At 41.9% G+C, this 22,437-nt stretch carries 28 protein-coding genes and 1 pseudogene; 25 read left to right on the forward strand and 4 right to left on the reverse strand.

What is annotated here, in order from left to right; genetic code table 11:
* Positions 1-10: 10 nt before the first annotated feature.
* From DTQ70_RS16160 to DTQ70_RS16175, 4 genes are all read left to right on the forward strand, one after another.
* Entirely contained in the window at positions 11-919 is a 909-nt protein-coding gene (locus DTQ70_RS16160; protein ID WP_122931769.1) for an AraC family transcriptional regulator, read from the forward strand.
* 13 nt (positions 920-932) lie between these two features.
* Positions 933-1,376 (forward strand): nuclear transport factor 2 family protein, encoded by a 444-nt coding sequence (locus DTQ70_RS16165; RefSeq protein WP_122931770.1) that lies wholly within the window; start codon positions 933-935, stop codon positions 1,374-1,376.
* A 240-nt stretch (positions 1,377-1,616) separates the two neighbouring features.
* Positions 1,617-3,158, forward strand: a complete 1,542-nt coding sequence (locus DTQ70_RS16170) for a prolyl oligopeptidase family serine peptidase (protein ID WP_122931771.1) — start codon at positions 1,617-1,619, stop codon at positions 3,156-3,158.
* A 202-nt stretch (positions 3,159-3,360) separates the two neighbouring features.
* The gene (locus DTQ70_RS16175; RefSeq protein ID WP_122931772.1) at positions 3,361-3,813 is read left to right on the forward strand and encodes a GNAT family N-acetyltransferase; all 453 of its coding nucleotides are present in this window, start codon (positions 3,361-3,363) and stop codon (positions 3,811-3,813) included.
* A gap of 361 nt (positions 3,814-4,174) precedes the next feature.
* Here the strand turns inward: DTQ70_RS16175 and DTQ70_RS16180 are convergent, their stop codons facing one another.
* Positions 4,175-5,098 (reverse strand): NADP-dependent oxidoreductase, encoded by a 924-nt coding sequence (locus DTQ70_RS16180; RefSeq protein WP_122931773.1) that lies wholly within the window; start codon positions 5,096-5,098, stop codon positions 4,175-4,177.
* A gap of 100 nt (positions 5,099-5,198) precedes the next feature.
* Between DTQ70_RS16180 and DTQ70_RS16185 the strand changes: the two genes are divergently transcribed.
* From DTQ70_RS16185 to DTQ70_RS16245, 13 genes and pseudogenes are all read left to right on the forward strand, one after another.
* Complete coding sequence (locus DTQ70_RS16185) at positions 5,199-5,567, forward strand: helix-turn-helix domain-containing protein (RefSeq protein ID WP_122931774.1); 369 nt, start codon at positions 5,199-5,201, stop codon at positions 5,565-5,567.
* A 200-nt stretch (positions 5,568-5,767) separates the two neighbouring features.
* A complete protein-coding gene (locus DTQ70_RS16190; protein ID WP_122934436.1) occupies positions 5,768-6,157 on the forward strand; it encodes a VOC family protein in 390 nt (129 codons plus the stop codon).
* Between the two features lie 204 nt (positions 6,158-6,361).
* The gene (locus tag DTQ70_RS16195) at positions 6,362-6,994 is read left to right on the forward strand and encodes a hypothetical protein (protein WP_229599954.1); all 633 of its coding nucleotides are present in this window, start codon (positions 6,362-6,364) and stop codon (positions 6,992-6,994) included.
* Positions 6,995-7,009: 15 nt separating this feature from the next.
* Positions 7,010-7,924, forward strand: coding sequence for an NAD(P)-dependent alcohol dehydrogenase (locus tag DTQ70_RS16200; protein ID WP_122931775.1), 915 nt, complete (start codon positions 7,010-7,012; stop codon positions 7,922-7,924).
* A 143-nt stretch (positions 7,925-8,067) separates the two neighbouring features.
* Positions 8,068-8,442 (forward strand): iron chaperone, encoded by a 375-nt coding sequence (locus DTQ70_RS16205; RefSeq protein ID WP_122931776.1) that lies wholly within the window; start codon positions 8,068-8,070, stop codon positions 8,440-8,442.
* A gap of 56 nt (positions 8,443-8,498) precedes the next feature.
* Complete coding sequence (locus DTQ70_RS16210) at positions 8,499-9,119, forward strand: hypothetical protein (RefSeq protein ID WP_122931777.1); 621 nt, start codon at positions 8,499-8,501, stop codon at positions 9,117-9,119.
* A 48-nt stretch (positions 9,120-9,167) separates the two neighbouring features.
* Positions 9,168-9,743, forward strand: coding sequence for a Crp/Fnr family transcriptional regulator (locus DTQ70_RS16215; RefSeq protein WP_122931778.1), 576 nt, complete (start codon positions 9,168-9,170; stop codon positions 9,741-9,743).
* A gap of 81 nt (positions 9,744-9,824) precedes the next feature.
* The gene (locus tag DTQ70_RS16220; RefSeq protein ID WP_122931779.1) at positions 9,825-10,562 is read left to right on the forward strand and encodes an SDR family oxidoreductase; all 738 of its coding nucleotides are present in this window, start codon (positions 9,825-9,827) and stop codon (positions 10,560-10,562) included.
* Between the two features lie 138 nt (positions 10,563-10,700).
* Positions 10,701-11,072: pseudogene (locus DTQ70_RS16225) on the forward strand (subclass B1 metallo-beta-lactamase); the annotation flags it as partial.
* A gap of 42 nt (positions 11,073-11,114) precedes the next feature.
* Positions 11,115-11,459, forward strand: coding sequence for a cupin domain-containing protein (locus tag DTQ70_RS16230; protein WP_122931781.1), 345 nt, complete (start codon positions 11,115-11,117; stop codon positions 11,457-11,459).
* Between the two features lie 414 nt (positions 11,460-11,873).
* Positions 11,874-12,221: an NAD(+)--rifampin ADP-ribosyltransferase gene (locus DTQ70_RS31320; protein WP_409050430.1), complete on the forward strand. Its 348-nt coding sequence runs from the start codon at positions 11,874-11,876 to the stop codon at positions 12,219-12,221.
* On the forward strand, positions 12,205-13,770 hold the full coding sequence (locus DTQ70_RS16240; protein ID WP_122931783.1) for a hypothetical protein: 1,566 nt from the start codon (positions 12,205-12,207) through the stop codon (positions 13,768-13,770). The genes DTQ70_RS31320 and DTQ70_RS16240 overlap by 17 nt, the downstream gene beginning before the upstream one ends.
* A gap of 184 nt (positions 13,771-13,954) precedes the next feature.
* A complete protein-coding gene (locus DTQ70_RS16245) occupies positions 13,955-14,275 on the forward strand; it encodes a helix-turn-helix transcriptional regulator (protein ID WP_122934438.1) in 321 nt (106 codons plus the stop codon).
* Between the two features lie 12 nt (positions 14,276-14,287).
* Here DTQ70_RS16245 and DTQ70_RS16250 read toward each other — a convergent pair whose 3' ends face one another.
* Both DTQ70_RS16250 and DTQ70_RS16255 read right to left on the reverse strand, forming a co-directional pair.
* The gene (locus DTQ70_RS16250; protein ID WP_122931784.1) at positions 14,288-15,037 is read right to left on the reverse strand and encodes a DeoR/GlpR family DNA-binding transcription regulator; all 750 of its coding nucleotides are present in this window, start codon (positions 15,035-15,037) and stop codon (positions 14,288-14,290) included.
* A 174-nt stretch (positions 15,038-15,211) separates the two neighbouring features.
* Positions 15,212-16,393: an MFS transporter gene (locus DTQ70_RS16255; protein ID WP_122934439.1), complete on the reverse strand. Its 1,182-nt coding sequence runs from the start codon at positions 16,391-16,393 to the stop codon at positions 15,212-15,214.
* An 84-nt stretch (positions 16,394-16,477) separates the two neighbouring features.
* Between DTQ70_RS16255 and DTQ70_RS16260 the strand changes: the two genes are divergently transcribed.
* Together DTQ70_RS16260 and DTQ70_RS16265 are read left to right on the forward strand one after the other, a co-directional pair.
* Entirely contained in the window at positions 16,478-16,867 is a 390-nt protein-coding gene (locus DTQ70_RS16260; protein ID WP_122931785.1) for a VOC family protein, read from the forward strand.
* Between the two features lie 67 nt (positions 16,868-16,934).
* Entirely contained in the window at positions 16,935-17,138 is a 204-nt protein-coding gene (locus DTQ70_RS16265; RefSeq protein ID WP_122931786.1) for a putative signal transducing protein, read from the forward strand.
* A gap of 20 nt (positions 17,139-17,158) precedes the next feature.
* Here the strand turns inward: DTQ70_RS16265 and DTQ70_RS16270 are convergent, their stop codons facing one another.
* Positions 17,159-17,500 carry a helix-turn-helix domain-containing protein gene (locus DTQ70_RS16270; protein WP_122931787.1) on the reverse strand — a complete coding sequence of 114 codons (342 nt, stop codon included), beginning with the start codon at positions 17,498-17,500 and terminating at the stop codon, positions 17,159-17,161.
* A gap of 87 nt (positions 17,501-17,587) precedes the next feature.
* Between DTQ70_RS16270 and DTQ70_RS16275 the strand changes: the two genes are divergently transcribed.
* The 6 genes from DTQ70_RS16275 to DTQ70_RS16300 all read left to right on the forward strand — a co-directional run bounded on the left by DTQ70_RS16275 (position 17,588) and on the right by DTQ70_RS16300 (position 22,411).
* The gene (locus DTQ70_RS16275) at positions 17,588-17,971 is read left to right on the forward strand and encodes a DoxX family protein (protein WP_122931788.1); all 384 of its coding nucleotides are present in this window, start codon (positions 17,588-17,590) and stop codon (positions 17,969-17,971) included.
* A gap of 21 nt (positions 17,972-17,992) precedes the next feature.
* On the forward strand, positions 17,993-18,820 hold the full coding sequence (locus DTQ70_RS16280; protein ID WP_122931789.1) for a pirin family protein: 828 nt from the start codon (positions 17,993-17,995) through the stop codon (positions 18,818-18,820).
* Complete coding sequence (locus DTQ70_RS16285) at positions 18,810-19,325, forward strand: DUF4269 domain-containing protein (RefSeq protein WP_122931790.1); 516 nt, start codon at positions 18,810-18,812, stop codon at positions 19,323-19,325. The genes DTQ70_RS16280 and DTQ70_RS16285 overlap by 11 nt, the downstream gene beginning before the upstream one ends.
* Positions 19,326-19,432: 107 nt before the next feature.
* Complete coding sequence (locus DTQ70_RS16290) at positions 19,433-19,993, forward strand: hypothetical protein (protein WP_122931791.1); 561 nt, start codon at positions 19,433-19,435, stop codon at positions 19,991-19,993.
* 21 nt (positions 19,994-20,014) lie between these two features.
* On the forward strand, positions 20,015-21,751 hold the full coding sequence (gene abc-f, locus DTQ70_RS16295) for a ribosomal protection-like ABC-F family protein (protein ID WP_310587998.1): 1,737 nt from the start codon (positions 20,015-20,017) through the stop codon (positions 21,749-21,751).
* Between the two features lie 96 nt (positions 21,752-21,847).
* Positions 21,848-22,411 carry a DUF1572 family protein gene (locus DTQ70_RS16300; RefSeq protein WP_122931793.1) on the forward strand — a complete coding sequence of 188 codons (564 nt, stop codon included), beginning with the start codon at positions 21,848-21,850 and terminating at the stop codon, positions 22,409-22,411.
* Positions 22,412-22,437 lie beyond the last annotated feature (26 nt).

Genomic DNA, 22,437 nt, shown 5'->3' on the forward strand with positions numbered 1-22,437 from the left:
GTTTATAATTATGAAAAATTCAGAGCAAAATATCACCAAAATAACTTCGATAAAAGAGCTGCATACTTATATGGGTTTACCAAGTCCATTAAACCCTTTGCTTACCATTATTGACCATTCTCAAATACCAAATCAAGAAATTAAACAAAAGTTGCTTTTAGATTTATACAACATTTCAATTAAAAAAAGTTTTAAGGGAAAATTGAAATATGGCAAAAATCACTATGATTTTGACGATGGAAGTATGTCGTTTATCGCGCCCAATCAAATAATAAGTGTCGATAGCCAAGAAGACAGAAACTCTGACGGCTGGTCTTTAATCTTCCATGTTGATTTAATTAGGCAATATCCATTAGGAAAATCAATAAAAAACTATGGCTTTTTTTCTTATGCTGTCAATGAAGCCTTACATCTTTCGGGCGAAGAAGAAAAGACCATTGAAGTAATTGTACAAAACATTCAAAACGAAATAAAATTAAGACTAGATACTTTTAGTCAAGATGTAATCGCTTCCAGCCTCGAATTGCTGCTGAATTATTGTAATCGTTTTTACAGCAGACAGTTTATTACAAGAAAGATGGCAACGAATGATTTGCTTACAAACTTTGAGAATATTTTAGCCAAATATTTTACTAACGATTCAGACTTGACATTACCAACAGTAGAAAAATTAGCGACTGAACTCAATGTTTCATCTTCGTATTTGAGTGATATGTTGCGTAGCTTGACAGGACAAAACACCCAACAACATATACACGAAAAAATTATTGAAAAAGCCAAAGAAATCTTAACCACCACTACCCTGACGGCAAGTGAAATTGCATACCAATTAGGTTTTGAGTATCCACAGTCATTTAGCAAGTTATTTAAAAGCAAAACTAATTTGACACCAATGGAGTATAGACAATCGTTCAATTAAAGCCATTAATAGTATGAAAAAAGCATTTTTTTTGTTTTTATGTTCAGTAATCACATTGTCATCTTGCAATGAAAAAAGCACAATTTCAAATAATGAAATTAAACAAATTATTGTTAAAAAGTACGAAAAAATGAGAACTACCCTGAAAAGTGGTGAGCCAAATTATGTCTTAAATATGCACTCAAAAGATGCTATTCTATTTCTACGAAATGGAACGGAAGTAGTTGGGATTTCTTCTTTGAAACCATTTTATGAAAAAGTTTCATCAACAAACATTGACATAAAAAGCACACCAATAACGGTAGAACTAATATCTGAAAATATTGCATTTGAAGTCGGAGTTTTAACATCAACTTCCAAAACAGGTATTCAGAATTCAGCCAAATATATCAATATTTGGAAAAATGTTGATGGAGATTGGAAACTATATAAAGCAATTGACCAAGCAAAATTGTAACCACAAAAACCACTACAGCTAACAACTAAGCTTTCGTGGTGGCCGAAGGCCAAGCTATGAAACCCCGAAAACTTTCGGGATTGAACGAAACTCGGGCGGGTGCCTGCTTTTTTCTTTTATAGCTGTTTATACACCATTTTTATGACGAAGCGCTTTTGACATGCTAAATTTTAAGTTTAAATTAACCTTAAAATCAACCCTTTTGACGCGATATAGCCACCAAATATAAAAACTAAAATAATGAGACTAACCATTTTTTCAATTGTATTATTTTTTCAAGTATGGACTTTAAAAGGGCAGACTTCATTAAAAGAAATAAACCTAAATAACGGAAAATACACAGTTGGTTTTAAGCATTATACAATAACTGATAGTACCAGAACTTACCGTATCCACAATGAATTTAACAATCAGATTATTAACAGACCTATTCCAATTAGTATTTGGTATCCCACAACAATTAAAAAAAATAATTCCAAGCAGTTGGCTGTTTTAGATTACCTAGAAATTCTAAAAGAAGAGGAAGAATGGAAAAATTTACCAAACGAGTTCTTACTAGATTGGTTTCCTTACCTATGGAATACACCTGAGAATAAGGCACATCTTTCAGAGAAAGTAATTGCCTTTTCAAATTCAGCTTTTTTAGACGGAAAATTTCCAGTTATAGTGTACGCACCAAGTTACCAAGCTACATCCATTGAAAATTTTGCATTATTCGAATATTTGGCCAGTAATGGTTTTGTTGTGATTTCAAGCCCTTCAAGAGGAACAGACACAAGATTGATGGAAGGAGGAACTACAAAAGATATGGAAACACAATCTAGAGATGTAGCGTTTCTTTTGAAAGAAATTCATAAATACAAAAATATAGACCTTGATAGAATAGCACTAATGGGATTTAGTTTTGGCGGACTATCCAATTCGATAACGATTATGAAACATAAGAAAATAAGCGCAATCGTAAGTTTAGATGGAACAGAAAGATATAATTATAGCGTATTGGAGAAATCACCTTATTTTAATTTAGATAATTTTACTGTCCCATATATCCATTTTGCTCAAAAAGAAATCCCAGAAGAAGTTTTGACCAGTGATAAAATCCCTGCCGAACTAAATTATAAATTCCAACTATATGACTCATTGCAATATAGTAACGCTTACAGTTATAGATTTCACGACCTAACTCATTCCTATTTTAGTACATTTGGTGTTTTATTTGCTAACAGAGATAAGAGACAAGACAAAAGTGATGCTAAAATAATGGCATCTTATAAACTACTTTCTGAACATACATTACAATTTTTAAATGCTACATTGAAAAACGATAAATACGCAAAGCAATTTATAGAAAATAGCCCTGATAAAAACGGTTTTTCTGATACTTTTATTTCAAAAAAAATGAAACAAGCAAATACAATCAAATTCGATTATAAACATTTTAATGACTTAGCATTCACACAAGATTACCAAGATTTAATTCCATTGTATAAAAGAACGATATCCAAACACCCAGAGATTGAACTTCAAGAAGGTATGTTGAACACATTAGGGCTACAATTGTCTTTTAATTCCAAAAAAATAGAACATAGCATTAATGTCTTTTTGTTAGCATTGCATATATATCCAAAATCAGCAAATCTATATGACAGTTTAGCTGAAACTTATTTACACAATAGGGATTTTAAAAATGCTATTTCTAATTACCGAAAGTCATTGGAGTTAAACCCTGAAAATCAAAATGCAATTGATAAATTAAAACAACTAAATAAATATATTAAATGACATAATTTTGTCAAAATGGCGGGTTTAGTGCTAAATTGAGCATTTGGTTTTAATTCAAGTTTTGTGCTATATCGAAAATAATCCCTTCTAAATCAATCACTTCTACAAGCCGAGACTCATTAGCGGTCAAGCCAAAACGGCATAAAAACAACTTAACAATTTGTACGACCTGTTGACAGAAACAAAATCAACGAAACTGAATATGATTATTAGAGAAGCTGAAATTGACGACATAAAACAGATTCAAATCGTAAGAAATTCTGTAACAGAAAACACTTTGTCAAACCCAAATCTGGTGACAAACGAAGATTGTGAAGAATTTATTACAGTTAGAGGAAAAGGTTGGGTCTGTGAAATTGAAAAACAAATTGTAGGTTTTGCAATTGCTGACTTGAAAGAAAACAATATCTGGGCTTTATTTTTAGACCCTAAATTTGAGAAGAAAGGTATCGGACAACTATTACACAAGACAATGTTGGATTGGTATTTTACACAGACAAAAAATAAGGTTTGGTTAGGAACAGCTTTTAACACAAGAGCAGAGAAATTTTATAGAAAAGCTGGTTGGACAGAAGTTGGAATTCACGGAACAAAAGAAATAAAATTTGAAATGACATATGATGATTGGAAAAAAGTCCGAACCACCAATAACTAAGCATTCGTGGTGGCCGAAGGCCAAGCCATGAAGGTCCCGAAAGCCTTCGGGATTGAACGAAGCTCGGGCGGGCGGCTAGCCTAGCGATGAGAGCTCACCAAATCCTTTTCTTTTGTTGCGGAGTACCGCCCCAGTCGTCGGGTGGGTAACTACGCTGAGAGTAGGTTTTGGCCTGCTTTTTTTCTTTTATAGCTGTTTGTTGGTTGTTTGCATGGGTTTGGGGTAGTGCAAAATACGCCTGCCCATTCCGTTAACTAACGGGGCGGGGCTTTGGGGGAGCAAATGACCATGTACGGAACCTGACGAAGGGACTGTATGGAATCATTCAGCCGTATTTTGCTACGCCCCAACAGTATCTCAATTAGTTTACCGTCAAAACTACTTTACCATTCACGCCACCAGCCGCGAGAAAATCTTGGGCTTGTGCTGCTGCTTCCAATGGAAACGTTTTGGTAACAACGGGTTTGATTTTACCTTCTTTCACAAGTTGCAATCCATTTTCTAGATTTTTAGCCATGAGGTTTGCAGATACAAATCGGGCTTCTACACCATGTTGCTGGGCTAATTCTGGTGAGGGCATTCCTGCAATACTCAACAATTTTCCCCCTTTTTTAAGCAACTCAAACAATTGGGCTTGTGATTGTCCTCCAGCACAATCAGCTACCAAATCTACTTCAATATTTTGTGCAATTATATCCGTTGTTTTATAATCAAAAACTTCATCGGCCCCTAATTCTTTCACCATTTCCACACCTTTTCCTGATGCAGTGGCATACACATAAAGGCCCTGGTTTTTTGCTAATTGCACCATCGTAGCACCTACTGCACCAGCCGCTCCCTGTATAAACACTTTTTGGCCTTTTTCCAATTTCCCTTCAGTAAACAATATATTTTCTGCGGTGCCGATGTTTACCGCCAAAGAGGCCGCTTTTTCAAAAGATAGATTACTCGGCTTGTGAGAAACAAATTGCCGATGCACAACGACAAATTCGGCATACGCATTCGCCATAGTTACGGCCATTACTTCGTCGCCTACTTTAAAATTCTGCACCTTATCGCCCACGGCCACCACAATGCCCGCAGCATCCAGTCCAGGGATAAATGGCAATTGAATAGGATATATTTGTTGCATATATCCCATACGAATTTTGAGATCTAAAGGGTTGATACTCGCGGCTTTTACCTGAATTAAAATATCGTCTTGCGTTTTGATTTCTGGTTGAGCAACTTCGCTAAACGCTATCACATCTGATGCCCCAAAATTTTGGTATTGTATTGCTTTCATTATAAAAACTGTTTAAAGTACTAACGGGGCAAATTTATTACCTTTGCCTAAATAATCTGTATAAACAAAAAATATGTACATAGGCTAAAATAATAGACTAATGAAAAACACGGCCGTTAGAAAGACAAAAGAGTTTACACCAGGGAATTGTCCTGTGGTGTATTGTATGAATATTATTGGTGGGAAATGGAAACCAAGTATTCTTCACATGATAAGAACAGACAGAAACCGCTATAGTATTTTACTTAAAAATATTACTGAAATAAGTAAGCAAACGTTGACCAACCAGCTAAGAGAATTGGAGACCGATGGAATCATTGAAAGGATAATTTTTCCAGAAATTCCACCAAGGGTAGAATATACCATCACTGACTATGGTAAAACGTTGCTCCCCATCATTGACAGTATGTACAACTGGGGGCGAGAAAATATGAAAACAGATAACAAAGGCTACTGTGATAAAAAATAAAACTACCACCCATCACTAAGGTGTTGTTCAATAGGAGTTTGTGGCCAGTGGCGAGGCAACTCGTAAAAAATGGGGCTTTGTGCTTGTAAAACCGCCCGTCGTAAAGCCTAAGTCCGTTGACGGTAACTATCAAGGACACCGCCAGTTTAATTAAATATCGAGTACCATTTAAGATGACAAAACCTAAAAACAATTTTTTCATGAAAGATAATTACATGACAACAGTGAAGCCTTTTTTGACAGTAAACAATGGAAAAAAAGCTGTCGAATTTTATATTTCTGCTTTTGGAGCCATTGAAAAACAAAGATTTGAAATGCCAGACAAAAAACTGTCATCAGTAATTGAAATTGACAAAGCAGAATTTTATGTTGGCGACGAAGAACCGAATAATGGTAATCTAAGCCCCGACCAGAATTCAAGTAGCCCAGTTAGAATAATACTACAAACTAAAAATGCTGACGAATTATTCAAAAATGCACTAAAGTTCGGTGCAACAGAAATTTGTCCAATGACAACTGAAGATGATTGGAGAATAGGAAAACTGAAAGACCCATTTGGACACATTTGGGAAATTGGTTGCATCTTATAAGAATGGAAACAATTTTGACATTACCGTCAATCAAAAGCAAAGCCCCCCAATAACAAAGCCTTCGTAGTCGCTGAAAGCAAAGCCATGAAGCGCCCAAAACTTTGATTAAACATAGCTTTCTACACCGAAAAGGTGCATTTCTTAACTTAAGTGAACGAAGTCAGACATTTCCCCAATCTACCTTTGCAGCATCGTTTAACATGAATGAAAACCGATATGCAAAAGAAGATTTTATGGATTGGACTTATCTTAATGTTGGCAAGCAGTTTGCCGATGAGTGCACAAGATGCCAAAAAAGACAGGACGTATAAAAAATGGTGGGTTGGCAGCACTTTGTGGTTATTGGGTAATTTTGACAAAACAAATAACCCTGAGTATATCCAATTGAATGTTGGCTATCGAATAACCCCCAAAGATATTATTTCCTTCAGATTTAAACGCTCCATTTATTCCTGGCCAATAGGTATCCCTTTTAGTTCATCCTCATTTGATGCCCCAGGAGAAAACTACCCTGGCCATGCGCGCATATTGGCACCTACCATAGGCTATCAGCGGTTTTGGTGGAAGGGAGCTTATGTATCTGTTCAAGCATTGAATGCTTTTGAAAAATATATGGATAAGAATGGGAAAAAAATTGGAAATGGCTACACGTTGTATGTGGATTCTTATTTGGGGTACCAGTTTAAGTTTTTTAAAAACCGTTTCTTTTTTGAACCAGCTATCGGAATTAGCTATTGGCCTATAAGAACCAATGTTCCTGCATCTTTTAAGGCAGTAGAACAAAAATGGAATAACTACTTTATTCAACCTGGGTTTGATTTTGGTTTTAATTTTTAATCTTAGAAAGAACAAATGAAAGCCGTAATCTGTCCCCAATATGGCCCTCCTGAGGTTTTGCAGCTTCAGGAGGTTGCCAAACCAATACCTAAAGACAGACAAATTCTTGTCAAAATAGTTGCTACTACCGTTAACTCTGGTGATGCTAGGGTAAGAAGCCTTCGTATAGCGGGATTTATGAAGGTCATTATGCGGCTGGTTTTAGGTATTTCAAAACCTAGACAACCGATTTTGGGAACAACTTTTTCGGGTATTGTTGAAGCGGTTGGAGACAAGGTTTCCAAATTTAAAGTTGGCGATAACGTATTCGGAATGACAGGCTTTAAATTCGGGACTCATGCCGAATATATAGCCGTTGACCAGAACAGTCATGTGCTTGAAATGCCTAAAAATGCTACCTACGAAGAAGCCGCAGCCATCATTTTTGGTGGACATACAGCTACTTATTTTTTAGAAAAAGCAAAAATTGCCGAAAAACCAACAAAAAAAATCCTGATAATCGGGGCAACAGGTTCAGTAGGAACGGCAGCCATCCAGATAGCCAAACATTATCAGGCTGATATAACCGCAGTTTGCAGCTCCAGAGGGCAAAAACTTGTGGGTGAACTAGGTGTCACAAGCATCATTTTATACGACAAAGAAGACTTTACCAATCGAGCCGAAAAGTTTGATATAATTTTTGATGCCGTTGGGGCATTCAATCGAAAAAAATGTGCCGCACTCTTAAGCGAAAACGGAATTTATAAGAGTGTAAATGAATATGCTTCGGAAACAATACATCAATTAGAGTTATTAAAGGAGTTATTTGAAAAAGGGGCATTTAAGGCGACAATTGACAGGACTTTTAAAATGGCTGAAATAGTAGAAGCACATAGGTATGTTGACGAGGGGCGAAAAAAAGGGAATGTCGTACTAAAAATAAGTGGCTGAATAGCGCTACTCTAAAAGCAGGTTTTGGCCTGCTTTTTTGCTTTTGTAGCTGTTTTGATATAGCTTTCTCACTTCGATAACACAAGCGGGCGCACTTGCGCTATCAAAAAATAACCAAATAAAATCCAGCAAACAAAAACAGAATGAACGAAGTCGAAACATACATTCAGCAGTTTCCCGACAATGTGCAGGAAATATTGGGAAACATTAGAAAGCTAATAAAGGACAATGCCCCCGAAGCAGAGGAATCATTTGCTTACGGAATGCCTGCCTATAAGACACACAAAAAACCATTGGTTTATTTTGCGGCATTTAAAAACCACATCGGATTTTACGCTACGCCATCGGGACATGACGAATTCCAGGCCGAACTTTCAAAGTATAAACAAGGAAAAGGCTCGGTGCAATTTCCGCTTGACCAACCCATGCCCTACCAACTAATGGAAAGGATTGTAAAATTCAGAGTGAGCGAAAACAACGCCCGAAGCACTTCTAAAACATTTGGAAAATCGGAATGACCTTACCCTTCAGATATTAAACAGGCTGGAAGCTTTTGAGACAAAAAAATGACCGCATGAAAAAACACCTTGTTTTATTATGCCTTGTCCTCTCGGTGGGCTTCATTTGTACGGGTGCTTACGTTTACCCTGGCGGCTCCCTGTACGACAAAAACTCCGTCGGATTTGACTGGACTCAAAATTTCATTAGCAATTTGTTTCAACCCAAAGCCCTCAATGGCGCCGACAACCCGTCGAGAGTTTGGGCGACCATTGGCATGGCTTTTAATTCCTTGGGCTTTGGTCTATTTTTTATAAATATGGCCAAAAAGATGTCCAACAAACACGCCTCATTGGTCTTAACAATTGTTGGCTTCAGCGATATTCTCTTCAACTTCCTCATTGCGACTCCGTTGCACGACATCATGGTAACCCTCTCCAGCACATCTTCTTTGCTTGGGCTGTTTTACATAACGGTTTTTACCCTAAAAACGAAATTACATTTCTTCAAAATCAGCTGCATTCTTTGCATGGGCATCTTTTATTACTCCTTGTTTCTTTACGGCTTTGGCGATTGGGGTTTATTAGCAATTATGCAGAAAGTAACTCTAATCTGCTCCATGCTGCTCGTTTTGGGGTTTGAGTATTTCACTGACAAAGAAGACTTTAGACCAAATTCAGAGGTTAAGAAACTATAAAATTTCTAGATGACTGTTTAAACAAAAACGTTTTAGAAACCCACCAAAATGACCGATTTTAAAACATTCTTCCAGCGACTGACTCCTGTTTCACCCGAGAATTGGGAGCGATTTGCGGCATTGTTTACCCCTAAAACATTGCTAAAGGGAGAGTATTTCATTGATGACGGACAGGTGGCCAAAGAAATCGGTTTTTTGGAGAAAGGCATCCTTCGGGCGTTTTACCGAAATGCCGAAGCTGTCGAATACAACAAACACTTTTTTGTAAATCCTTGCTTCGTAGGTGGCTACGCATCGCTCATCACGGGTCGCCCCAACCAAATCATCCAACAAGCCCTTACCGACTGCATCATTCTTGTAGCGTCGTTTAAGGACATTCAGCATCTCTACCCTACTTGTCCCGACATCGAACGCGGCGCGAGGGTATTGGCCGAACAGTTTTTTGTGCAAAAAGAACAACGGGAAATCGAAATCGTACTGCTGGACGCCGACAAACGTTATCAATTATTCAGACAGGAGTTTCCACAGTTGGAGCAGCAAATTCCCCAATACCACATCGCTTCTTACTTGGGAATTACCCCCACGCAACTCAGTCGAATACGGCGAAAAATGGCGGGCAAGTAGCATTTATCAACCTATGTAAATGAAAAAGGATGAGGTATTCCGCAGCTTTGTGACGTCATCTTACTAATCATTTTACATCCAATGAATACTTCTGGAAACACCATCTTAATCACGGGCGGTTCTTCGGGAATTGGGCTTGCTTTAGCCACCCGTTTTTTGGCTCTCAACAACCAAGTCATTATCACTGGTCGCAATCAAGAAAAATTGGAAGAAATACAAGCCAAGTACCCCGACATCGACATTTTTGTGGGCGACCTCACCAATAAGCACTCCTTGGACGAATTGGTGTTGTTTATTGAGCAAAAGCATCCCGACTTGAATGTTTTGATTAATAACGCAGCCGTTCAGTACAATTATCATTTTACGGACGAGCCTAATCTTACGTACAAAATCGACTACGAAGTATCAGCCAACCTCACTGTCCCCCTCCAATTGACTGGTTTATTGCTTCCATTGCTACTCAAAAACCCAAACAGCGCCGTCGTCAATGTAAGCAGCGGGTTGTTCATTGCTCCTAAAAAATCGGCGTCGGTGTATTGTGCTACCAAAGCCGCCCTACACAGTTTCAGTAAAACACTGCGGTATCAGTTGGAAGAAACAGGCATCAAGGTTTTTGAAATCATTCCTGCTTTGATAGACACCCCCATGACCACAGGGCGCGGAAAATCAAAAATTACTGCTGACGAGTTAACCGACGAATTTTTGCGTAATTTCAAGGCCGATATATTTGAGAGTTACATCGGCAAGACCAAATGGCTACGACGCATCCACCGACTTTGGCCAAAGCTTGCCGATAAAATCATGAAAAACGGACTATAAACCACGCTAATCGAAAACAGCCCAATGAAACCCCTCTTCAAGCCATTGCTATTCTTGCTAATTGCCTGCTCGTTATTCTCCGCCAACGCCCAAAAACGCCCTCACTTCAAAGCCAAAGTAGTTTATAAATCTTTTCCCCAAGAAAACAAGTATGTTGTTCCCCAAAATAGCTTCCGCGATTCGCTAGTTTTAAAAGTGGGAAACGAAACGATTGTCGCCCAATCGTTCGGAGAAGGCCATACCAGAGACAACGTTGTTGGGTATTTTGCCAAAGAAAATATCCTATTTGGAGGGTGTTTACTCAAAGAAATGGGTGCCAGCAAAGGGTATCTGGGTGATGCCAACGTGGCTGAGTGGTCGAATACGGTGAATAGAATCAAAAACCAGTACCCCAACCTGCAAATTGTAGTGCCTGGGCACGGAAAATACGGCGACAAACAACTGCTCGATTACACCATTGGCCTCTTCAAAACCGAGATGTTTGGCGAGCAACTTTTTAAAAAAAACTAACCCTGTTCAGAACATTCTGTTCTGTTTATTTTTCAGTCATCAATGAAAAAAAGCAAAGAATCATCCGAGCATTATACTTGGGGACAAAACTGCGACGGCTGGCATTTGTTAAAAACCAACTCCCTGAGTATCATTCAAGAACGAATGCCGCCCCATACGTCCGAAGCCTTGCACTACCATCAAAAAGCGCAGCAGTTTTTCTTTATTTTGGCAGGAAAAGCCACATTTGAAATCGAAGGCGAAGTTTTTGAGGTAGAGTCCAACGAAGGTTGTCATGTAGAGGCCCACAAAAATCACAAAATCAAGAACGAAGGCCCTGATGACCTACATTTTTTAGTCATCTCCGAACCCAAAGCCCACGGCGATAGAATCGATGAACCGATTTGAAACTCCCAAAACCATCCAATGGAATTTGCACCTTTCAACAACATTGTTAAACGCAGCCTTCAAGGAATGGAAATGGAGGCCAAGGGTAGCTCCGAAGAAGCCAAGCATCTATTTCGACAAGGCTGGGAAGAAGCTACCAACGATTTTGAAAAGTTTCTTGCGGCCTATTACGTGGCACGTCACCAACCCATCGTTTCCGACCGCTTACAATGGCTAACCCTTGCGTTAGAACATGCTTTAAAGGCTGAGAATGAGGCTACCAATAGCGCCCTCCCCACGTTATACGCCCAAATTGCTGCGTGTTATGACGGCCTGAGTGATGTGGAAAACGCCAAAAAGAACCGTGATTTAAGTACTTTATATGGACAAGCACCTTCCGACAAAGGCCCTTTTTATCATGGAACAAAAGCCGATTTGCAAGTAGGTGATTTGTTGGTAGCAGGTGGGCTTTCCAACTACCAATCTGAACTGGTAATGAACCATATCTATTTTACTGCGCTGGTCAGCGGTGCAGGTCTTGCGGCAGCACTGGCCAAAGGCGATGGCCCCGAACGCGTGTATATCATCGAGCCTACGGGTAGTTTTGAGCATGACCCGAACCTCACTGATAAAAAATTCCCTGGCAACCTGACTCGTTCTTATCGCTCGCAAGCCCCTTTAAAAATTGTGGGCGAAGTGACTGAATGGGGCAAACAAACACCGCAGGTAATTCAAAAATTTCGTGAAAAAGTGGACAACAATAAAGGTGAAATCATTAATTAAACTGCCTTTCTTTTTGTTACTGGTGTTGTTTTCGTTCGTAAAAGCAACCGCCCAATCTCCCGAAAAAATCAACTTTGTTCGGCAGGGTGTTCGTCGGTTTATTTTTGATGAAACGCAACAACTGCCGTTGGCTGCCCTGCACCCCCGCGAAATCATTGGTTTGTCGGCCATGTACCCTGTTCGTCATGCTTTACCAACGACTGCGGACGTGAACGTACTTTCTCAACAATTATCCATTCAGTCAACGTCCGAAACTCAAACGTCCGTTTGGTTTGGAGGCTTTAATCCGTTTGCTACCTATGTGATAGACCCCGCCCGTTGCCAAGGCCAAGGAGAGATGGGTTTTGAGTTTACGGATGCTGTCCAAAGCGAACAATTTATTGTTAAGCTTGTTTTTAAGGACGAACAATTGCTGGACGTACGCCAAAAAATAGTGAAAAACGCGCAGATAGTTGCGGAGTCTTCCATTGCCACAAAAAACAGCAAAAACGCCCAAATCAAAGGTAAAATCATCCTCCAAATGCTCGGAAGTGGCCTGACACTTTTCCTGCAAAACGACGGTTTACCGCTTCCCGTGGGGCAGTTTGACTTTGGTCAAATCCTAGATTTACGCCATAAAAAATACCTCCATTCGTTTCAATCTCGCCTGTACGTGGGGCTGCAAAGCGGGCAAGTGCTTATTAAGAAAGTGGAATCGGTACTTAGTAGCGGCATGGGACTGGCCGACATTCGCGCCATCACCTACGAAGATGGCAGTCCGCTTTTGGACAAGGGGCGGCTTTGGTACACCATGACAATCCGAGGACGCGCCTTGCCCCACCACGTTCAGGGGGTATTTAGCCTCGACCCAACCACCTTCGACCTCCGTTTGGAAGGCGTGATTGTCTTTGACCGAAACGACGGTTTGCTTCGCAATGAGGTGGCTTCTCACCTGTTTTATGACCGAAAAGTAAAAACTTGGCGGGGGCTTACGACGGGATTTAGTGCGTATGCAAAGCCCGAAGAGAAAAAACAACTCTTGGCCATCGAAAGCCAGCGCGACCCTCGGTTTGGGTTTTCGGTGATGAAAGCCATCCCGTTTGGCCTCGTGGGCGACATCGAAGACCCGCACGTTGTTTTTGATTCCACAGCCCGTAAGTGGCGGATGCTCACCTGCGAAAACCAAAACGGTTACAAGGCCATCATGCTCGAATCGGAGGAGTGGAACAAAGGGTATCGGCGCATTGCAGGCCCCGTTCAGCACAATTCTACGGGAACGTCTATTCAGAAAATTGGGAACGAACGGTATTGCTTTTCGGGAAGTCAGGAACGGCAACTATTTATTTACTCCTACCCTACGCTTCAAAAAATTGGTACCCTCAAAATGGATTTACCTCCGTGGGACGCTACCTCAGGTACAAGGGTATGGCCCAACGTCGTTGAACTGCCCGAAGGATCCCCTTTTCGGTATGTGGCGCTGATGATGGATCGCTTCAATTTTCCTGGGCTCGAAGGCCCTAATTGGACGTACGGAGCGTTGTATTTGTATCACGGCTACGAGGATGAATAAGGTGTCATCAGTATGCTATTATCGACGATTTTAGCACACTGATGACACTGATTTAACGGATTCACACGGATTAAACCTTCGGGTTCAATAACCCCAAAACCAAAAAATTTACAAAAAGAACTTGCGAAACCAAAAAGTTGCATATAAGTTTACAACCAGTTAGTTTCACAAATAAATAACGATGATGAGAAGAGATGTGTTTCAGGCCATAGCTGACCCTACCAGACGGGCGATTATTGCGTTGATTGCGTTGCAAGCGATGACACCCAATTCGATTGCTGAACATTTTGACACCACCCGTCAGGCAGTTTCCAAACATTTACGCATCCTGACCGAGTGTGAATTGGTAAAACAGGAGCACAAAGGCCGCGAAATTTACTATACCCTTGAGCTAGAACGAATGAAAGAAATCGACAAATGGCTTGAGCAGTTTAGGAAGATTTGGGAAACGCGTTTCAGCCAGCTTGATACGTTATTACAAACCATACAAAACCAACAAACGTAAGCAGCCTTCTGATTACAAAATCTCAATATCAAACTTTCGGTAGTTGTCGAGTGCGGGGTCGTTGCTCGGCAAGTCGGTGATGAGAGCGTCGATGGCCGAAAGTTCGCATACCTTAAAAAAATCGACGGTTTCGAGCTTTTCTTTGTTGCTCAATACGATTGTTTTTCGGGCCGAAGCCATCAGGATTTTCTTCACTTCCCCTTCATCTTGGATAGAGGCGGTAATTCCGATTTGGCTGTCTATTGAACATGCGCCCATAAAATACACATCAGCTTGGTACTTTTGGGCTTCGAGGCACGTTTGAACGCCCACGTTGGTTTGCGTACTTCGGTTATAATTTCCCCCTAGTACAATCACTTCTATTCCATGGTGCACCGACAACAGCGGAAGCAAGGCTATATTATTGGTTATCAGTCGAAAATTCGCATCAATCGGAATACTTGAAACAAACGCCAACATGGTCGTGCCTCCGTCGATAAACACGGTTTTGGCTCCCACGAGCTGTTGTTGGGCTTTGAGTGCAATTACTTTTTTAGCGTCGGGAAACATATCCGCGCGGTCTTGAAACGAAAGCGGACTCGCCGAAGGGCTAATGGCTCCGCCTCTTACTTTCACCAGCAATCCACTCTTTGCAAGTACTTCAATATCCCGACGAACGGTATCTTCTGAGACGTTCAAACTCAACGCCAACTCTTCAAACGAAGCTTTATTGGTCGCTTTTATGACTTTCAAAATATGGTCAAAACGCTCCTCTTTTAGCATTTTTTGAGTTTTTTTTATTTTTTCAAACGTGTTGAGGGTTGCTCACAACCCGCCCCTTTTCAATATTGGCGTGCGTTAAATCGGGTTGTGAGCAACCCTCAGCACAGGCAAAATCGGGTTGTAAGCAACCCTCAGCACAGGCAAAATCGGGTTGTGAGCAACCCTCAGCACGGGCTATTTCCTACCATACGCTACACCCACCAACAACAGCAAAAAGCCCGTAAAGCCAAAGGCTATCGACAAGGACGTTTGTTGGGCAATAAACCCTAGAATCGCTGGGCCTGCCAATTGACCAGCGTAGCCCATGCTCGTAATGGCCGCAAGAGCGACCGAACTTGGCACGTTTTTGAGTCGTCCGCCTTCACTGAAAAACACAGGAACAATATTGGCCGCGCCGATTCCTACCAAAACAAACCCTACAAAAGCGCCAATAAGCCAAGGAGTTCCGACAATGAGGGCAAAACCTGCGACCCCCACAAACGCGCCTCCCGACACCACCGTTTTGGTATCAAGTTTTGAGACCACTTTGTCGCCCACCAAACGCATGACCGCCATGGCAACTGAAAACGCCGCGTAGCCTACTCCCGACAATGCCTCCTCTACCCCTCGATTGTCGCGGAGAAAAATGGCGCTCCAGTCGAGCATGGCCCCTTCGGCCAAAAACACCGCAAAACACATGGCTCCCAAGAAAAGCACTTGGGCATTAAACCACGATGCACCTCCTGAGCTTTCTTCGCTTTTTTCAGGAGCGAAACGGCGATTCACTTTCACTTCGGTAGCGGCATCCATCAAAAAACGAAACTGAGTAAGCACGATGAGCATCATTAATCCTGATACAGAAATGGCCGCCACCAACGGCGTTATACCCAACTTTATCAACAACCCAATGGCCAGCGGCCCTACCAGTCCCCCTACGCTAAAAAAGCCGTGGATGGACGACATGATGGGTTTTTCCGACAAATTTTGAATCTGAACCCCGTGGGCATTCATGGCGACGTCGATACTACCAAGACCTGCCCCAAACACGAAAAGCATGACCGCCATGGCCACCGAAGAATCCATAAGCAACAGCAGCGGCAACGCTACCGACATCACGATGGCAGAAGCAATCATCGTTTTTAGAGAGCCTATTTTGGAAATTAGCCAACCCGAAATCGGCATGAGGATAATTGCCCCTGCGCCTAAAAACAACAGCAAAATACCCATCCTGCCGTCGTCGAGGCCAAGTCGATCCTTGGTATAAGGAACCATCGGCGCCCAGCTCGAAATGCCAATACCGCACACCAGAAAAATGGCTTTGAGGGCAAATCGTGCTTTTTTCAAATCTAATTCGATGGCATCGTCACGGAAGTTCATGCTTGTACGAGATTTTTTGGTAGAAAACTCCAATTAATTTGCAATTATAAGCAAATTTGCAAAATATTGCAAAAAACAAAATCTATGAAAATCGAACACGTTGCCATTTGGGTACAAAACCTTGAACAAATGAGGGCTTTTTACGAAACTTATTTTGGGGCCGTTTCTAGCGCCAAATACCACAACCCAGCCAAAAACTTTCAATCGTATTTTTTGTCTTTCGAGCAAGGAGCACGCCTCGAATTGATGCACAAACCTGAAGTAAACAACATATCCCAAACCGTTGAAAATCAACGATTAGGAATTATACATTTGGCTATTTCGGTCGGGAGTAAAGAACAAGTGGATAGGCTAACTAAAAAGCTCCAAGAAAATGAATTTCAGGTAGTTGGAGAACCAAGAATGACTGGAGATGGTTATTATGAAAGCGTGATTTTAGATCCAGAAAACAATCTTATTGAAATTACTGAATAGGGATAAAAAGTAGTTATTCGACATATACCTCTTTAGTACCTTTGTAAGGTTTATCTATCGAAAGGCAATGGAATTTATCGAAATCTACAGCGGAACTTGGATACAATGCCAAATGGCCAAAAAACTTTTGGAAAGCGTAAAAATCAAGGCCATTCTAAAAGACCCAAACATGGGCTCAAGTTCTACTTTTTGTCGCCCGAGAGGCAATATAAAACTGTTGGTACTCGATTCGGACTACGAATCGGCTACCAACATTGTCACTAAATTGTAAAAAAGCTAATCCTGGCTTTTTTAACGAATCATCTTCCTGCGATGTTCGACGCCCCAATGCTGCATCGAATTCAATACCTCATTTAAGCTTTCACTATAAGGCGTAAGGGAGTACTCCACCGTGATTGGTTTCGTATTTTGAACAGTACGGTTCACCAACTCGTTCATTTCTAACTCCTGCAACTCTTTCGACAAAATTCTCGGCGAAATCCCCGCCTCCCGCGACAATTCTCTAAACCTCCGCGGCCCCGTCATCAGAATGGTCAGCAAAATAAGCTTCCACTTTCCTCCCACGACATCCAATGTATCTCGAATGGCCAAAATCGACTTTTGACAGGTTTCTTTTGTGTGTATGGTATCCATTTTGTAATCGGTATCCTTTTTGTAACAGGTTACAAATGTATAGCATTTTAAAAAGAACTTTGTCCCGAAATAAAAAAATTAAAAACCATGTCATCCAAATCAATTAAAATTACGGGCTGGGTCTTAACCGCTATCTTAGGGCTACTGTTTGCTTTTAGTGCTTTCCTAAAAATTACCCAAAACGAAGCCGCTATCGCCCAAGCGAGCGCCATTGGCATCGATGCCCATACGTACCGTCTCATCGGATTTATTGAAATTGTGTCGTTGGTATTGTTTCTCATTCCACGAACGGCCATCATTGGTGCTTTCTTTCTCATCGCCTACATGGGCGGTGCCATCGCAACGCACCTCCAACACCAACAACCTGTCGGAATGGCCATCGGCGTGCAAGTGATTCTCTGGATTACCATTGCCGTACGCTTCCCCGATTTGCTCCAACGCGTATTTTCGCCTAATTTAACAACGCATTAAATACTACAATCAACTACAGCTATGAACCAACGTACCATTAAATTTGCCTTTACCCCCAAATTCCATCAAGGTTTTTTAGGGAAAGGCCATGCTGCGGCAGCACTCATTGACGGGCAACATTTCCCCCAAACCGACCCGTTTTTTTTACTCATGGACGACCAGCTCAACCTACCTGGTGGCCCACCCGTAGGAGGTCCGCACCCACACGCGGGTTTTGAAACCGTCACTTTTGTGGTCAATGGTGACGATAAGGAATGGAAAACAGGCAGCCTAGAACTCATGACGGCAGGACGAGGGATTGTTCACACCGAAGAAATCAAGGAACAAACCACGCTCCGGATTTTACAATTGTGGTTGGTTTTGCCGCCCGAAAAACGGTGGATAGAACCTTCTTGGCAAAAATTAACGCTCGACAATGTACCTACGCTCCAAAACGAGCAAGGTACGATACGGGTATATAGTGGAAGTAGCCATGGCCTCACCTCGCCTTTGCACAACCACACCCCTTTTACCTTGGTTGATTTCCAACTCAATGCCACCTCGGAAGCCACCCAACAGCTACCTGCACACTACAACGGATTTGTTTACGTTCTTGAGGGAAGTGTAAAAGTTGGCGGTCGCCAGCTAGAGAAAGGCCAAGTAGGATGGCTGGATTCATTGAACGAAACGGAAAGCGAACTCCATTTTCAAAGTACCGAACAGGGCGCTCGTTTTGTATTATACGCAGGACAGCCTCACCAAGCTCCCATCGTCAGCCACGGGCCGTTTATTGGCGATACGCAGGAAGACATTGTACGACTGTATCGCGAATACCGTCAAGGTAAAATGCCTCATTTGAATGAAATTTGACACCATAGACTATTTACAAACAGGAAACGAGCGGCAGCAACGCGCGTATGACGTACTGACCAACCACCGAATTTTGGCACAACTCGCGCCATTTTCGCCTGTGTTGGTCGGTACGATTCCTATCAATATTGACATCGAAAGCAGCGACCTCGATGTCATTTGCCAGTGGTCAGACAAAAGCGAATTTGCGACGGCGCTCCATTCGTTGTTTGGCCATTATCCCAATTTTACCTTTTGGGAAAATCCCACTCATCAAGCCGTCGTTGCACATTTTATAGTCGATGGGTTTGAAATTGAGGTATTTGGCCAAAACATTCCCATCAAAAATCAAAACGCCTACCGCCACATGCTGGTTGAAGACAAACTCCTCGCCCAACACGGCGAAACTTTTCGGCAGCAGATTGTTTCACTGAAGCAGCAAGGCTACAAAACCGAGCCTGCCTTTGCCCTAGCCTTAGGTCTGGAAGGAGACCCTTACCTTGCGCTCCTTGCGTTGGAGGTTTAGACTTTCCAAGTTTGTACTTCGCAAATCTAAAAACTTGGCAAGTCTTTAGTCTTCTTGTTATCCTTGTAAGACTGTTTTTCGACTATCGTTTGTAAACAAACATTCTTATGACTTTTTGGTACAACGCCATCGCTCCCTTTACGCCTCAGTACCACGCTCTTGGACATTCATGGGATAACTATGCGGCTTGGTACGGGTTACATCATTTGAAAGAAATGGTTTCTTTGGACGCGTTGCTCAACCCCTCTGTCGTCGAACCAGACTACAAAAACAGTGAGGACTGGACATATATTATTTGCGATGGCGTCTGGTTGACTGGCTTTTATAGCTCTATTGATTACGTACTTCAACGAACAAAGTCTCTTCATTATCAATTGATTGCGGTCGTAAAAGAGCCTACCGAAGCTTGTCATCAAATAGCGCTCGATGGCTTTGAATTTATAGGTTATGACCTACTGGATGACGCCTATTCAATCAGTACTTTAACCAATTGTACGGGAATAGCAAGCACCCTCATGCCAGACGATTTTAATGAACACGGACTTATCAGTGATTACAATCGGGCGATTTTGGCCCAAAAAGAATTTGTTGAATTTAACCCCAATGAACCACACTCACGGTGTTATCTGATGGCGGTTTGGCGGCAAAAACTTGAGATGTTTTCCTAAATATTAAAATTCCCCTTACCTTTGTCGCATCATTTCGGCGTCAGATACAACAGCCCCTCTGCGTCCAATTTACTACTTCCATGTGAGATTCACTTTCTTTCCGATTCAATAAATAGCCCCGTCGCGATGCGGCGGCACATGCTTTTTTATTCACTCCTAAAGAAAGAAATCATGCTGATTCTCCAGAATATTTCCTATACACATCCCAACAAATCGCGGTTGTTTGATGACCTTCATTTGACCGTAAATACCCACGAAAAAATCGCTTTGATTGGCAACAATGGCTCAGGGAAATCAACCTTGTTGAAAATTATTGCGGGTGAACTGAATCCTTCTACTGGCCAACGGGCAATACAAGCTGCGCCCTATTATATACCACAAGTAGTGGGACAATTCAACCACCTGACGGTCGCTGAGGCACTTGGCGTCGCCAAAAAACTAACTGCTTTGCAAGAAATATTGGCAGGCAATGTCACCGAAAAACACCTTCTTGTACTCGACGACGATTGGACGCTAGAAGAACGGATTCAAGAGGCTTTTGCCTATTGGCAGCTCACTGAGATTGGCCTTACAGAATCGTTAGCGACCTTGAGTGGCGGGCAAAAAACAAAGGTATTTCTAGCAGGAATCGATATTCACAATCCCGACCTTGTTTTGCTCGACGAACCTAGTAATCACCTAGATACGGCAGCTCGACAATTGCTTTACGACTTTATTGAGTCCACCTCCAAAACGCTCATCGTCGTCAGCCACGACCGCACCTTGCTCAATTTGCTTGATACCGTTTGCGAACTTGGGAAGCGAGGAATTACGGTATATGGCGGCAATTATGATTTTTACGCCGAACAAAAAGAAATCCAGTCGAATGCCCTCCAGCATGACGTTCAAAGCCGTGAAAAAGCACTTCGAAAAGCCAAAGAAAAGGAACGAGAAACCCTCGAACGCCAACAAAAACTGGATGCGCGCGGAAAACAGAAGCAAGAAAAAGCGGGCGTGGCGCGCATTATGATGAATACCCTGAGAAACAATGCCGAAAACAGCACCTCAAAGTTAAAGAGTGTTCATAGCGAAAAAATTGACGGCCTTGCCCAAGAACTTCGCGAACTCCGCTCGTCCCTTCCCGACATCGACAAGATGAAGTTTGGGTTTAACAACTCTTTTTTGCACAAAGGAAAAATCTTATTTACGGCCGATCAACTCAATTTTGACTATGGTCACAAGTCGCTTTGGTTGGAAAACTTAAACTTCCAAATCGTTAGCGGTGAGCGCATTGCGTTGAAAGGATTGAACGGTTCGGGCAAAACCACCTTGATAAAACTCCTGTTGGGTTCGCTCCAGCCATCGGCTGGAACGTTGCATCGCGCGGTGGGGCAAGCGGTGTATATTGATCAAGATTATTCATTGATTGATTCGCGTTTGAGCGTTTTACAACAAGCACAACGTGCCAACAGCGCGGCGCTGCAAGAACACGAAATCAAGATTCGTTTGCATCGGTTTTTGTTTGACAAAGAAACCTGGGACAAGCCTTGCGGCGCGTTGAGTGGCGGCGAGCGAATGCGCTTGATGCTGTGTTGCCTCACGATTGGAAGCCAAGCTCCTGACCTGATTGTGCTGGACGAACCGACCAACAACCTTGATATTCAAAACATTGACATTTTGATTGCGGCCATCAATGAGTACCAAGGCACACTACTCGTAGTTTCGCACGACGCGCATTTTTTGGAACAAATACGGGTTGAACGTACAGTATCGCTTTGAAAAAAACGTCGAAGAATGTTATCAAAAATTAGTTACTTTTAGACAGAAATAACATCAACTCTGTCAAATCACGTTTGTCCAACCTCTTCTTTTGCCATGCAAAACGATTTTATTGAAAGCGCTCGTAAGCAATTTGAATACTATAAACTGCTGGGCGATAAAACCATGCAACAGCTCAGCGACGAGCAGCTGTTTTGGAACTACAACGAAGAAAGCAACAGTATAGCAACCATTGTAAAGCACCTTTGGGGCAATATGCTTTCACGTTGGACCGACTTTTTGACCACAGATGGAGAAAAGGAAAGCCGCAACCGCGATGCTGAATTTATCAACGATGCCACCACCCGTCAAGAAGTATTTGAACAATGGGAAGAAGGCTGGGCCTGCCTTTTTCAAGCCCTTGATGCTCTGAGTTCTGACGACCTCACTAGAATTATTTACATCCGCAACCAAGGCCATACTGTAACGGAAGCCATTCATCGGCAACTGGCACATTACCCCTACCATGTGGGGCAAATAGTTTTTATTGGCAAAATGCTTGCTACACAGTGGGCTTCATTATCGGTACCGCGCGGAAAATCAAGTGATTTTAACCAAGAAAAATTCTCCCAACCAAAACTACGTGTCCATTTTACGGACGAAATTTTGAAAAAAACGTAAAATTGCACTCACATTATCCCTAATTT

The organism is Runella sp. SP2 (assembly GCF_003711225.1).
Classification (GTDB): Bacteria; Bacteroidota; Bacteroidia; order Cytophagales; family Spirosomataceae; genus Runella.